Origin of the sequence: Lysinibacillus sp. 54212, from assembly GCF_036662795.1 — a bacterium.
Classification (GTDB): domain Bacteria; phylum Bacillota; class Bacilli; order Bacillales_A; family Planococcaceae; genus Lysinibacillus_B.
Map to the genome: position 1 here is coordinate 1 of NZ_JBAFWZ010000025.1, position 12619 is coordinate 12619.

The window sequence follows — 12619 nt, forward strand, 5'->3', positions numbered from 1 at the left end:
TTGTACGAAGCTAGCGGGTTATTAACCCCTATCTGGATAAGTCTAGATTCGAATATATTAGAAGATTTTTGATACGGAGCTAGCGGGATTTTAAACCCTTTTCTAGATAAGTCTAGAAGCGTATATATCATGAGTTTTTTGTACGAAGCTAGCGGGTTATTAACCCCTATCTGGATAAGTCTAGATTCGAATAGTCAAAAGCTTTTTGGTACGAAGCTAGCACCTTTTACTGATCAGAAATGATTCTATGTAAGAACCAACTCTGTGAATGTAGAGTGATTGGTTGTTTTGTAAAGAATAAGAAATAGATAAGGAGACCTGAACTGAAAATGGACGGGTCTTCTTTTTTGGTTGGGAGGTGGGGGTTTTGGTGGGGTTTGTGCGGATAGCACACTCTTTTGTGCGGATGGCACACTCTTTTGTGCGGATGGACACCTTTTGTTCGTATAACACATGCTTTTGTGCGGATACGGACATCTCTTGTGCGGATAGCACACCCTTTTGTTCGGATAACACATGCTTTTGTTCGGATAGCACATGCTTTTGTTCGGATACGGACACCTTTTGTGCGGATAGCTCATGCTTTTGTTCGGATACGGACACCTTTTGTGCGGATAGCTCATGCTTTTGTTCGGATACGGACACCTCTTGTGCGGATAGCACACTCTTTTGTGCGGATGGACACCTTTTGTGCGGATAGCACATGCTTTTGTGCGGATGCGGACACCTCTTGTGCGGATAGCACACTCTTTTGTTCGGATACGGACACCTTTTGTGCGGATGGGCCCCTTTTGTGCGGATAGCACATGCTTTTGTTCGGATACGGACACCTCTTGTGCGGATAGGCCCCTTTTGTGCGAATAGCACATTCTTCAAAAAATACTAGCCAAAATTTTGAAAATACTAGCCACTTTTTGAAAAATACTAGCCGATTTTTTTGAAATACTAGCCACTTTTTGAAATTTACTCGCCAATCTGAAATCTCAAGGCAAAAATAGTAGCTATATGTACTTGCAGGCACTCTGTTGTGCGGATGGGCCCCTTTTGTGCGGATACGGACACCTCTTGTATGGATAGCACACTTTTTTGTTCGGATTCGGCTCCAGCTCCGATGCAGATCCTTTATTCAACAGCACCTCTTAAAATAAAAGTAATTTTCGAATAAGAAAATTTTAGATTCCCCAACCTTTTTTCCTTCAATTTACTTTTATAGTTTTAATTCGTATTTGCTTGATTTTGTGTGACCGATTCTGCGGATACTAGTCGAATTCAAAATTCGGATTGCTTCGAAACGATTTCTTAATCCTAAATAATTCAAAGCATCCCTACTTGTTATATAATTTCCTATCAACACATAATAATCCTGCAACGCTTTAACATGAGCATGGCGATCAGTGACGCCACAACTTCCACACTTCCACGTACGATTTAATCGAATCATCGGAATGGTGCCGCAATGCGTACATTCTACACCGATTCGAATAAAATATGGTGGTATATTATAGTAATCACATAGAGGAAAGCGATGCCAAGGCGTTGAGATATTTTGCAATAACTTTGAAAGAGCTGCAATGTTGCTATAGTTTTTATCAACTTTAAACGACTTAATATAATTTAAAATATCTTTGCCAACAAAAACCGGGAATTGGGTTGTTGACTTCTCAATAATAACGTTGTTAAAAGGGAAAATGATTGCGCTGTAAATGGGGAGGTTTACAGCGTGCTTCTTGAAAAATGCATCAAGAGCAAAATGAAGTCGTTCAAGCTGACTTTCGGGACTTTGGAACACCTCTTCGGTTCCGTCCTCATTCCGACGAATTAGTTGTCGCGGGTTCGTCGTGAAAATCAAATGGCCTTTAATATTTTTTACTTCTAAAAGTAGGCACCAGTTTTTCGTTAAAAGAAGTAGATCGATTTGATTCTTTCCAATAAAAATATTATGCAATAGTAGCATATCTTGGTTGAGTTCCGTTTCAAACAACTCAATCAAATAACGCTCGCCGAAATCACCAGCTTCTATGCGTTTTATTTCATCTTGTATTTGCGGATACTTTTCATGCTCTGGATGCAAGCGCTTAGATAGTGTCACAAGTCCATATTGAAATAATGACTTTTTAAACGTAGAAATAAAAAGGTCCTCCTTTGCTAAGCAAAAAGAGGAAAAATGGGTTGAGGAAAGATTCATTAAAAATAATTATGAACCTATTCTAATTATACTTATATTATTATTCAATTTCAAATATTTTCTAAAATAGTATTTCGAAAAATCCGATTAAACCGATAAATAAAAAAGCACCATTCTTCTATAGAATTAGCGCTTTTTCACCTGGAGAACGTGCTCACATCGCATAGCCTCCATTAAATTTATCCTTTTTCATCATTAAATCATAAAATAATTCTTCATTGCGTTGGGCTAAGGCATCGTCAATTAATCGCGAAAGGTTTGCCTCCTCTAAAGATTGGATGAGCCCTTGTACCTCCTCATCAATTTCCACAGTCTCATGCTCGATTGCTTTTACCTCGGCAGTTTTTCCCTCTAAAATTGGCTTCAAATGCTCGTGCACATTTGAGACTAATAAAAGCTGATAAAGTGGTAGACGAATAAATCGGTTGCCGCGCTGGAATACAAACACCTCAGATAAATTTTCCACCTGCATCGTCGTTAGATTGACAATCATTTCCTTACCTTCAATCGGGATGAAATGATACACTTCTTCGTCCTTCAAAATTGAAAAATATTGATATGCAAACACTAAGCGCATTTTTGTCCCAGATACTTTTGTGTAAAAAGGCTTCATGAATTGAACAGTAATCATATAATACCCCTCCTAATAGTTAAAATATTCTGACTCTAAGAGAAATAACACAACATTTCGGATAGGTATTTATATACATTTTCGCCCCTTTCAATAATTTTTTGAGACAAAAACGGTTTCTATCATCAAAAATGTGTTTAATTTGAAAAATCAGGTTATAAAATAATTCTTTAGCATTAGATATTTTCTTAACAGTAATATACCCATACTTTTCCTTTTTCAAACTTCCACATTATTGAAATTTACGTCGACGTATGCTCGTCGAAAACGAAATCGAGTTACTCGAATAGACGGTAACCCCTTCAAGTAAATTATGTATAGCATCGTAGTTATAATTTCGTTGTGTAATAATGATGATCCCTTTTTTAAAATCGAAAATAACTTTGTCATAATAATAGCCATTCAAAATAATCCGATTAAATTCCCTGTACATTTTATTGGATTTAATAATCAATTTCGTTTTTGCTTTTTCGTGGATGCCCAAATTTAGGGTCCAATGAAAAGCTCTATCATTTACAACGTCATTTGCTACAAAAGAAATATTCATTTTATAGACCTTCAAAATTATAACTCTCCTCCTAACATTCTTACAATATTATGCAAAATTATATATCATTTATGAGTCATTTTTCTTAAATCCCACATTCTGAGAATCCTTTTTCCACGGAGCGTGGGATTTGCTATTATTAATAGGAGCTTAATTTAGATTAGGTAATAAAAGGAGGGATTTGTGTGACCTTTCATCAACGTTTAAGAGAATTTCGTAAAAATGAACTGAATATTAGTTTGACGGAGGCAGCCTATCGACTAAATCTAAAACCTAATACATACTCAAATTATGAAAATGGTGAGCGTCCTCTTCCTTTTAACACTGTGCTTGAATTAAAAGAAAAATTTGCAATATCTGATGAGACATTTCTTAATATGTTATTTGATCGACCGAGAGAACGAAGGCGTCTAACCGCTGAGCAGATGGCCTTGCAGACCCAGGAAATATGGGAGCGCTACTCGACAAATTATGGCGAGGCCTATTATGATTTCATTTCTTCGACACCCGAAATACGTGAATTGATTAGTCAGCTTGCCATGCTCGATAGCAAAAAACAAAAAAGATGCTTAAACGCGATTCGTACGATCGTTTCTTTACAGGCGGATTTACTAACAAAAATTGAAAAGCTTGAAAACGGGGATGGAGAGGAAGACTAGAGCGGGAGCCGGAACCGATCTGGGGGCTGGGCGGAACTGAAGATTAGAGCGCGTGCGGAAGCGGGGCCTGGGCGGCGGCTTATCTAAAGACGGGGGCTCGAGATGGGAGCGCGTGTGAAAAGTAACCTAGTAAGGTTGCTTTTTTTGATAACTTTAAAAGTTTGATTGTATTTTTAGGGGGCTGCTTAATTGATTTTAGTAGTTGGATGCTGTTTTGTGCGGATGGGGGCTGCTTTTGTGCGGATACTCGCCTCTTTTGTGCGGATGGCCTCCTTTTGTTCGGATACTCGCCTCTTTTGTGCGGATAGTCGATCCTTTTGTGCGCATACACCCCTCTTTTGTGCGGTTGGCTCCCTTTTGTTCGGATAGACACCTCTTTTGTGCGGATACACGCTCCTTTTGTGCGCATACACGCCTCTTTTGTGCGAATGGCTCCCTTTTGTTCGGATACTCGCCTCTTTTGTTCGGATAGACACCGCTTTTGTGCGGATACACACTGCTTTTGTTCGGATAGCCGATCCTTTTGTTCGCATACACGCCTCTTTTGTGCGGGTGGCTCTCTTTTGTGCGCATACACCCCTCTTTTGTGCGGTTGGCTCCCTTTTGTTCGGATAGACACCTCTTTTGTGCGGATACACGCTCCTTTTGTTCGCATACACACCTCTTTTGTTCGGATAGCCTATCCTTTTGTTCGCATACACACCTCTTTTGTGCGGATACACACTGCTTTTGTTCGCATACACGCTCCTCTTGTCCACAAATACGCTTTCTGTACATACACGTTTCTTTTAGATGCTACTTTGTCGACCGGAGATGGTATCTGGAGTCGGTATCTTTACCTGTGAATCAAATTCGAGCTATAATAAAAGGAACGACTTTTTTAGGAGAGGTTATGATGGGGCTTTCTATTACGGCGATTGCGCTTGAAAATAAGGACTTTATTCTTAGGGTTTTGGAGAAATATGAACGTGAGCTGCATCCTTCTTCGGCTGAGGATGAGGAGATTGTGCGACGGGCTGTGTTTTCGGTGAGAAATAAATCGGTGCTGTTTGAGCGGTATAATCCGACTGCCTCGAAGCTGTATACGGTTGTGCAGGATGTGCGGCCTGCGGAGGTGATGATTGATTTTCACTATAATGGTGTACAATGTACGTGTCCGCAAAAGCTTTGTCGGCATCAGCTTGGTGTAATGCTCGGGCTGTATCAGCATTTTGGCTCGGTGCAGGATTGGGCTGCGAATTGGCGAGCTAAAAAAAATGTGCAGTTGAATCAGTTGGCGGCAGAGCGTAGTCCGGAGAGCTGGCAACGGATGGTTGATGAGGTGATGGGGCATATTCTTCAGTCCAATCGACGCATTGAAAGCTATGTTGTCACATCCATTATTGAAAGTGCTCATGGGAAACTGCGCCGCTATATGCCATATGAGCGTGAATGGCAGCCCCTCTTTAAATTATTTATCGAGCTAGCTGTGCTGAATAAGCTTTGGGCACATTGTATAAAAACCGATTCACCGATGACCTCAGAGTATTTCCATTATGCGATTGATAAGCGCTATGACTATGGGGCTGATGTAATGGATGAGCTCGGTACGCGATCGCGGCTGTTTGCTACGGATCCATTTTATGATGCCTTGCAGGAGCAGGTGCGACAGCTTCTTCTCCAGGGAAAAGGCTTATTACAATACCGATTAAAATTTTATCTACGATGCTGGGATACAATTTTCAATGAGCGACAGCGGGCAAGTCAGGAGCTAGAAATACTACAAGGTACGCTACCTGATATTGAGTTCCCTATAAAAATTATCGAGCTCATTTTCCACATTAAGCTAAAGAATCGCGAAGCCATCGTAGAGAACGTTCAGCATGTCGATGCGAATCAAATTCAAATTTACGAGGCGATTGTTCACTTTGCCTTGAATCAAAACGATGAGCAATCAGCGACACTTATTTTAAAGGCTATGCTCCCTCATTTGCCCTACTACATTAATGAGGTGCTCGTTCCGCATCAGCGTCAAATGTTCGTTCGTCAGTTAAACACACTGTATACTGAGGTCGAACTCAACGATGAGGAAGAGATGCTGTTGTATGGGGCATTCGGACGTTACGGCATTCAACCGTACTCTGATTTTTTATTGCGTAGGGAGCGGTACGATGAATGGGTTGCGCTGCATCATTTATATCCTTCTTCTATTTCGCATTTAGAAGCGTGTGGACTCAAGCAGGTTTTAAAGGTAAATCCGGGAGTCTTGCTGCCACTCTATCATCATTATGCAATGGAAGAAGTACGACAAAAATCGCGTATGAACTATAAGCAGGCGACACGAATTTGGAAGTCGATGAAATCTGCTGCCAAAAAAGCAGGGAAAGTACAGTATTTCGACGATTATATCGAAACGGTACGGGGGCAATTTAAACGACTTCGTGCGCTTCAAGAAGAGCTTGAGAAAGCAAATTTACTATCCTAAGGAGTAGAGTCTGTGATGATTGAAAAGATTCCGTTCGTCAAAACACTGCGGTTGAAGATTGACGAAATTAGGCCAGGCTATTATTCAGTTATGGCGTTAAATGAAGATGGCTTAATCTATCCACCGAGTAATTGGGCACCGCTCCTTTATTATAAATACGAGCCGAGCTTTTATGGCTTGTCACTCAAGCTAGACGAACGTGATTTAATAATGACAGCGGCTGATTTACTCGATTTACTAACCGACAGCTACAAGCATCCCCTGTTACAGCTTAAGGGAGCTGATGAAAAATCCGCGCAGCATTTACAGGCGGTTCAAAACATGCTTCCCCATTGGCAGGATGGTTCGTCTTGGCTGCATGCAAGTATTGAGGAGGATGAGCTATCCTTCACAATTGACAAGGCTGAATTATTGACTGTAGCAGTCGGACAAAAGCTGACGAAATCCGGCTTAACGACCGAAGATATTCCAGCGCTACTTCCCTATTTTCAGCAAGGTGGATGGCCATTGCAAACCCTGCGAACGATTGGCAATGTACAAGTAGCGCTTCGTTTAAGTGAGCCGCCTGAAAATGAGGACGATTGGCTACTCGAAACGGTGCTAATCTCTCCTTCTATAGCAAAGCATTGGACGCCTGCTGTTCGTAAGCGAGCATTACCAATTGAAATGGCGCTTCCTGAAAAATGGGTGGACCTTGCGCCAGATATCGAAAACTTACAGGGACAAATGCTGAGCCTGCTGCATTTTGAGCACAGTTATCCTTCGCCCAACTACTTTTTATATGTACCACTACAGGATGCAGAGGTTCGTAGCTTCCTTAGGCATGACCTAGCGAAGCTGCAGTCGCTTGGCTTTGAAATTATTTTACCGGCTTGGCTGAAGGAGCTCCGACAGTCGAAGCTTAAGGTACGCGTTAGTGCGAATAATCAGCCGACGAAAAAGGTCGCTGGACTGGATGATATTTTAACGTTTAAATGGCAGTTTTCGATGAACGGTGAAGACATGCCAGCCGAGCAATTCCGTAAATTGGTCGAGGAAAAGCGTGAATTTGTTCGAATCGGTACAGAATGGTTCCGTATTGATGCTACTTGGATGCAAGAAATGCGCGAGCTGATGGCACAGGCAGAGGAAGAAAATTGGACCGTTCGCGAGCTATTATTCCGTGAGCTACCGGAAACATTAACCGCTCCTCTCGATGAAGAGGATGATGGAGACCGGGATGATCCAATGTTTGCCTTTGAGATGCAAAAATCGCTGCAAGGTTATTTAGAGAGGTTGCAGCTAAAGCAAGGCTTGCCTGAGGTTCCTGTTCCGCAGGGCTTACACGCTGAGCTCCGTCCATATCAGCAGCAGGGCTTTGAATGGCTCACTTTTATGCGCCAGCAGCAGTTTGGTGCATGCTTAGCCGATGATATGGGGCTCGGGAAAACGGTGCAGCTTATTACGTATATTCTCTATACGTATGAAACATTGCAGGAGGAAAAGCCGACGATTATTATTTGTCCAACCTCCGTACTTGGCAACTGGCAAAAGGAGCTAGCACGCTTCTCACCATCCCTTTCTGTGCATACACATTACGGGTCCAATCGCTTAAAGGATGAAGCTTTCTCTTCCTTTTTAAGTAAGGAAAAGCCACATATCGTACTTTCGACATTTGGTACCATTTCACAGGATGCAGAGTTTCTACAGCATACGGATTGGTCTACAATTGCTCTTGATGAAGCCCAAAATATTAAAAATATGCAAACGCTGCAATCTCGAGCAATTCGAAAGCTAAAAGGTGCACATCATATTGCCTTAACAGGGACTCCTGTCGAAAACCGTTTATCCGAGCTGTGGGCCATTTTTGATTTTATTCATAAAGGCTATCTTGGTAGCTTCGGCAAATTCCAGGAGCAATTTATCCTACCGATTGAACGGGATGAATCGGATAAACATAAGCATGTCCTACGTATGAAAATTCGTCCATTCCTGCTGCGTCGTACAAAGCGGGATCCGGATTTGATGCTTAATTTGCCTGATAAACAGGAAATGCAGGAGTTTTGTCCATTAACCTCTGAGCAGGCCGCGCTTTATGAGGGCTATATTGAAGACACATTAGCGCAGCTCGAACAGCTCACTGGCTTTGAGAAAAAAGGGCGAATACTAAAAATGTTAAACAAGCTAAAACAGCTATGTAATCATCCGGCACTCTATTTAAAGGAGCCGTTTGAGGATGCTCACGATCTACTCCAGCGCTCCGTTAAAGTAAAGCGTATTGTACAGCTTGCGGCGGAAATCGTTGAAAGTGGGGAGCAATGCCTAATATTCACACAATATATCGGAATGGGGCAGCTACTGCAGCATTGTTTCTCAGAGTTATATGATGTTGACGTACCGTTTTTAACTGGTCGTACTCCTAAGCAACAACGGGACGTGTTAGTAGAAGCTTTTCAGGCTGGAGAATTCCCAATTTTCCTACTGTCGTTAAAGGCGGGTGGAACGGGACTCAACTTAACTGCAGCGAATCATGTCCTGCATGCCGATCGCTGGTGGAATCCTGCTGTTGAAAATCAAGCAACAGACCGTGCCTACCGAATTGGGCAAACACAATTTGTGCAGGTGCATAAGTTTATTACGATTGGTACGATTGAAGAAAAAATCGATAAAATGATCTCGATCAAGTCCGCCTTGTCTGAGGAATTAATCCAATCGAGTCAATGGTTAACCGAGCTGGATGATGGCGAGCTGATGGATTTAATGAAGCTAGATACGGTCGTATTAAAATAATTGGAAGAGAGTCTACCTTGTTAGCGCCACGAGGAAAGACTCTCTTTTTAGTTGCTTACTTTTATGCATATTCAGTTGTAATAAGTATTGAAAACGGCAGATAGCGACATGCCACCGTTTTAAAAAGAATGGGAATACAAATTGTGCGGTCACTACTGGACTTTGTACGATCACCCCTATTTCTAATGTTCATAACGAAAACATGTTATCATCTCTTTCACCTTCTACATTTACGAGTTAGAATGTCATCGATACTTCTTTTCCTTCTTCTTCCGCTTCTGGTAGTACAAATTGCTCTACTTCTGGATCCTGCTCGACAGAATGAGTTGGCTGCTCTGTTTGCGCGAGCTTCTCTTCTCTCGATTTAAGCGCGTAAAATCGGACATCCTCAACAACTACTTCCATTGTGTAAATTTTTACATTGTCCTTGTTCGTGTAGGATCTCGACTGGAGCCTACCATTGACACCAATCAATGACCCTTTTCCGCAATATTGCGAGATCCGTTCCGCTAGCCTTCCCCATGCATTACAGAATACGAAGTCAGCATCAATATTGCCATGATTGTTTCGGAAGTTTCGGTTAATCGCTAACACAAAGCTTGTTGTCGATTTATTGCCCGAAAGTTGTCGAAGTGCAGCGTCTTTCGTTAAACGACCGACTAGCCCGACTTGATTCATTCACACACCTCCCTTCGTTGTATTGATGCTAGCATAACGGATACGATTCCATTATGGCAAAACGCTAAATAGCGAAATCCGCTCTCTTTTCATGTGTCAAATTCGAAACTTAGACACCTGCCAAATTATTTTTTTCGACTTTTTTCACTCTTTTATGTTTGTTTTATCAGGTTTTTGAAAATGCTCTAATTAAAGAACTTGCAATTTTTCTATGATATAATAAGAATACAAATTGTTGGAAGGACAGGTGGGTGTGGATGAAATCTTTTAAAATGTTGTCATTCGACATGACAACGAAGAACGGCACGAGGCAAATACCACTGACAGATGGCATTATTATTAATCAAGAGAATAGTCATCAATCGTGGATTCTCGAGCTATATATTCCAGCTGCGTACAAGGCAGACTTTGCTGCACTTTTACAATCCTCTGACGTTTTTAAAGCGCGCGTCGTTATTTCATTCCCAGATAATGAGCCTGCACCTTTTACAGTCGTAGTGAGTGTAATCCGTGAAATCGGTGACCATATTTCTGTCTTATTAAAAGGAACACTCACGGCACCGCGAAAAAAATATGCAGAGCAATTACTAAAAGAGCTACTAGAGGAAGATTTATCAAAGGATGAGCTCCTTAGCCGCTTTCAATATGGTATGAAGGTTCGCCCTAAACTTAAGGGTGTTTAATGCGAATATGTAGAAAAGCTAACTCATAAGCGGCCACTTATGAATTAGCTTCCTGTTTAACGGTTATCTACGTTATCATTGACTTTGTTATCGGGCTTTTCTTCAATGACATCTACGCCATCCTTTTCATCTATACGAGTATCATTATTGCCCTCAGTAGGTGCAGTATAGCCGTTTCTACCGGCACCGTTGCCATTCATTACATCATTATTGTTATTTGGATTTACCAATGTATCGTCTCCATTGTCTTCCAAATACGGTTTGTTATCTGGTGTAAGTGCATCCTGAACATCATTTACACCACGTTCAACACCTCGCTCGACATCCTGCATCGGTGTTTCCTCGTTAACATCATTGTTATCCATATTACAGCCGACGAGAAGCAATGGTGCGAACAATAAAGCGATGAAACCCTTTTTTAGCATAAAAAAACTCCCTCCTTTCTCAAGCTTTGAACCACTATGTGCGTGGTCGTACATAGAGTGCCCGAGAACGGAAGGAACTATCCTAACATGTTTGAATCTATTTTAATTTTTCTTTTAAAAGCCCTTCAACATAAGCTGCTTCAGCCTTGCAATCAAAAGAATAATTTGTACCTAATTGCTGCTGCATTTTTTCAATTGACTCAATTTGTTTTTTTGTCGGTTTTTCATTTAGTACTTTTTCAATCACTTCATCCATTTTTTTTGCAACTTCTTCATGGAATTGTGGGTCAATTAATATTTCTTGTGGTACTTTATCGAACCAAGCAGCATTTTCTGTAAAGTATTTTTGCCAGCTCGCAACAAAATCTTCCATCGAAAATTTTTCTTCATCCCAACCAATACTAGCTAAGTATGATTCAAAAGACGTTGAGATCGATCTAGTAATGCTTATTTTGACGCCTGAAGACAGTTCTTTATACATCTATTTAAAACCTCCTACGTTTAAAGCCAAACCTGCGCATACGAATATGAAAAGAATATTTCAACTTTTATATTCTATATCCTTTACGTCAGAAATGCAAATTAAGGCTGAACTACTGGTCCTAAAGCGAATAAAATATCTGCTTCACAAACAAGCTCGCCATTTACAGTTGCAACGCCATGTCCTTTACCCATTTGACCACGTAGCTTCACGAACTCTACTTCTAGTTTTAATTGATCCCCTGGTACTACTTGACGTTTAAAGCGACAATTATCAATGCCTGTTAAAAAAGCAAGACGACCTTTATTTTCTTCTGCATTTAATAGAGCCACACCACCGACCTGTGCTAATGCTTCAACAATTAGCACACCTGGCATAACTGGGTAGCCAGGAAAATGACCATTGAAAAAGTCCTCGTTGACCGATACATTTTTTATACCGACCGCGCGTTTTCCATTTTCAACCTCTAAAATTCGATCGACAAATAAAAATGGATAGCGATGTGGTAGTATTGCTTGAATTTGTTCTGTTGTTAACATTGGTAACCCCCTGCGATTTATTCAATCTATCTATATTTGGTTCTACTCTAAAATTTGTACGTGATAGCACATTCCACTACAAGAGGACGCTTTCCGAGGGCGTGGCCACCTTTCGCTGCATGTGCTTCATAAAATAGAACTTCATTTTTATTCAAGTACATGTTTGGGTAATGACTTATAATAACATTAATCTTTCCTAAATGATAAAAATTAAACAACGGATGAAAGGATAGGAACATGGAAAGGTGCGCTTACCTATAGCAAGCGCACTGTTCTATTCTTTACCATTCATAATATCGAGAATATGCTGCCAAGTCGACCATTTAAATGCATCTACAGCTTCTCCACCCCCGATAACTGAATAGCCAACGATTACACCTAGTGATGCCGTACCGACTATTAACAGTAGGACAAGAAGGATGCGTAACGGGATCGGAATTAGGCGAAGTCTCACCCATTTTGTTGGCTTAGCATCTATTTCATTTTCTTCCTGTTGCCTGTTTCTCTTTGGCTTTTCATCAGGTGTTTGATTTTGTTCAATCGTCATAATTTGTTCTC

The 12619-nt window shown here is 41.0% G+C and carries 14 protein-coding genes; 4 read left to right on the plus strand and 10 right to left on the minus strand.

What is annotated here, in order from left to right:
- Positions 1-216 precede the first annotated feature (216 nt).
- The 4 genes from V4T18_RS14820 to V4T18_RS14835 form a co-directional block, all read right to left on the minus strand.
- Entirely contained in the window at positions 217-876 is a 660-nt protein-coding gene (locus V4T18_RS14820) for a hypothetical protein (protein WP_332650621.1), read from the minus strand.
- 331 nt (positions 877-1207) lie between these two features.
- Complete coding sequence (locus tag V4T18_RS14825) at positions 1208-2089, minus strand: NERD domain-containing protein (RefSeq protein ID WP_332650622.1); 882 nt, start codon at positions 2087-2089, stop codon at positions 1208-1210.
- Between the two features lie 250 nt (positions 2090-2339).
- The gene (locus V4T18_RS14830) at positions 2340-2816 is read right to left on the minus strand and encodes an IDEAL domain-containing protein (protein WP_332650623.1); all 477 of its coding nucleotides are present in this window, start codon (positions 2814-2816) and stop codon (positions 2340-2342) included.
- 232 nt (positions 2817-3048) lie between these two features.
- The gene (locus V4T18_RS14835; protein ID WP_332650625.1) at positions 3049-3363 is read right to left on the minus strand and encodes a hypothetical protein; all 315 of its coding nucleotides are present in this window, start codon (positions 3361-3363) and stop codon (positions 3049-3051) included.
- Positions 3364-3548: 185 nt separating this feature from the next.
- Here V4T18_RS14835 and V4T18_RS14840 point away from each other — a divergent pair, with 185 nt between their 5' ends.
- Complete coding sequence (locus V4T18_RS14840) at positions 3549-4022, plus strand: helix-turn-helix domain-containing protein (protein ID WP_332650626.1); 474 nt, start codon at positions 3549-3551, stop codon at positions 4020-4022.
- A 185-nt stretch (positions 4023-4207) separates the two neighbouring features.
- Here V4T18_RS14840 and V4T18_RS14845 read toward each other — a convergent pair whose 3' ends face one another.
- Positions 4208-4765 carry a hypothetical protein gene (locus tag V4T18_RS14845; protein WP_332650627.1) on the minus strand — a complete coding sequence of 186 codons (558 nt, stop codon included), beginning with the start codon at positions 4763-4765 and terminating at the stop codon, positions 4208-4210.
- A 152-nt stretch (positions 4766-4917) separates the two neighbouring features.
- On the opposite strand from V4T18_RS14845, the gene V4T18_RS14850 reads away from it, so the two are divergent.
- The gene (locus V4T18_RS14850) at positions 4918-6486 is read left to right on the plus strand and encodes a hypothetical protein (protein WP_332650629.1); all 1569 of its coding nucleotides are present in this window, start codon (positions 4918-4920) and stop codon (positions 6484-6486) included.
- A 15-nt stretch (positions 6487-6501) separates the two neighbouring features.
- Positions 6502-9255, plus strand: a complete 2754-nt coding sequence (locus V4T18_RS14855; RefSeq protein WP_332650727.1) for a DEAD/DEAH box helicase — start codon at positions 6502-6504, stop codon at positions 9253-9255.
- 237 nt (positions 9256-9492) lie between these two features.
- Here the strand turns inward: V4T18_RS14855 and V4T18_RS14860 are convergent, their stop codons facing one another.
- On the minus strand, positions 9493-9933 hold the full coding sequence (locus tag V4T18_RS14860; protein ID WP_332650630.1) for a single-stranded DNA-binding protein: 441 nt from the start codon (positions 9931-9933) through the stop codon (positions 9493-9495).
- A 257-nt stretch (positions 9934-10190) separates the two neighbouring features.
- Between V4T18_RS14860 and V4T18_RS14865 the strand changes: the two genes are divergently transcribed.
- On the plus strand, positions 10191-10616 hold the full coding sequence (locus tag V4T18_RS14865; protein ID WP_332650631.1) for a YwpF family protein: 426 nt from the start codon (positions 10191-10193) through the stop codon (positions 10614-10616).
- Between the two features lie 56 nt (positions 10617-10672).
- On the opposite strand, the gene V4T18_RS14870 is transcribed toward V4T18_RS14865, so the two are convergent.
- From V4T18_RS14870 to V4T18_RS14885, 4 genes are all read right to left on the minus strand, one after another.
- The gene (locus V4T18_RS14870; protein WP_332650633.1) at positions 10673-11041 is read right to left on the minus strand and encodes a hypothetical protein; all 369 of its coding nucleotides are present in this window, start codon (positions 11039-11041) and stop codon (positions 10673-10675) included.
- A gap of 97 nt (positions 11042-11138) precedes the next feature.
- Positions 11139-11522, minus strand: coding sequence for a hypothetical protein (locus tag V4T18_RS14875; protein ID WP_332650635.1), 384 nt, complete (start codon positions 11520-11522; stop codon positions 11139-11141).
- 101 nt (positions 11523-11623) lie between these two features.
- Positions 11624-12061 (minus strand): 3-hydroxyacyl-ACP dehydratase FabZ, encoded by a 438-nt coding sequence (gene fabZ / locus V4T18_RS14880; protein ID WP_332650637.1) that lies wholly within the window; start codon positions 12059-12061, stop codon positions 11624-11626.
- A 274-nt stretch (positions 12062-12335) separates the two neighbouring features.
- A complete protein-coding gene (locus V4T18_RS14885) occupies positions 12336-12608 on the minus strand; it encodes a DNA-directed RNA polymerase subunit beta (RefSeq protein ID WP_332650639.1) in 273 nt (90 codons plus the stop codon).
- Between the last annotated feature and the right edge of the window lie 11 nt (positions 12609-12619).

Bases quoted from the DNA above. Each gene is read 5' to 3' on its own strand.
- V4T18_RS14830 (WP_332650623.1), bottom strand. From the start codon at position 2,816: ATGATTACTGTTCAATTCATGAAGCCTTTTTACACAAAAGTATCTGGG.
- V4T18_RS14835 (WP_332650625.1), bottom strand. From the start codon at position 3,363: ATGAATATTTCTTTTGTAGCAAATGACGTTGTAAATGATAGAGCTTTT.
- V4T18_RS14850 (WP_332650629.1), top strand. From the start codon at position 4,918: ATGGGGCTTTCTATTACGGCGATTGCGCTTGAAAATAAGGACTTTATT.
- V4T18_RS14855 (WP_332650727.1), top strand. From the start codon at position 6,502: ATGATTGAAAAGATTCCGTTCGTCAAAACACTGCGGTTGAAGATTGAC.
- V4T18_RS14860 (WP_332650630.1), bottom strand. From the start codon at position 9,933: ATGAATCAAGTCGGGCTAGTCGGTCGTTTAACGAAAGACGCTGCACTT.
- V4T18_RS14865 (WP_332650631.1), top strand. From the start codon at position 10,191: ATGAAATCTTTTAAAATGTTGTCATTCGACATGACAACGAAGAACGGC.
- V4T18_RS14870 (WP_332650633.1), bottom strand. From the start codon at position 11,041: ATGCTAAAAAAGGGTTTCATCGCTTTATTGTTCGCACCATTGCTTCTC.
- V4T18_RS14875 (WP_332650635.1), bottom strand. From the start codon at position 11,522: ATGTATAAAGAACTGTCTTCAGGCGTCAAAATAAGCATTACTAGATCG.
- fabZ (WP_332650637.1), bottom strand. From the start codon at position 12,061: ATGTTAACAACAGAACAAATTCAAGCAATACTACCACATCGCTATCCA.
- V4T18_RS14885 (WP_332650639.1), bottom strand. From the start codon at position 12,608: ATGACGATTGAACAAAATCAAACACCTGATGAAAAGCCAAAGAGAAAC.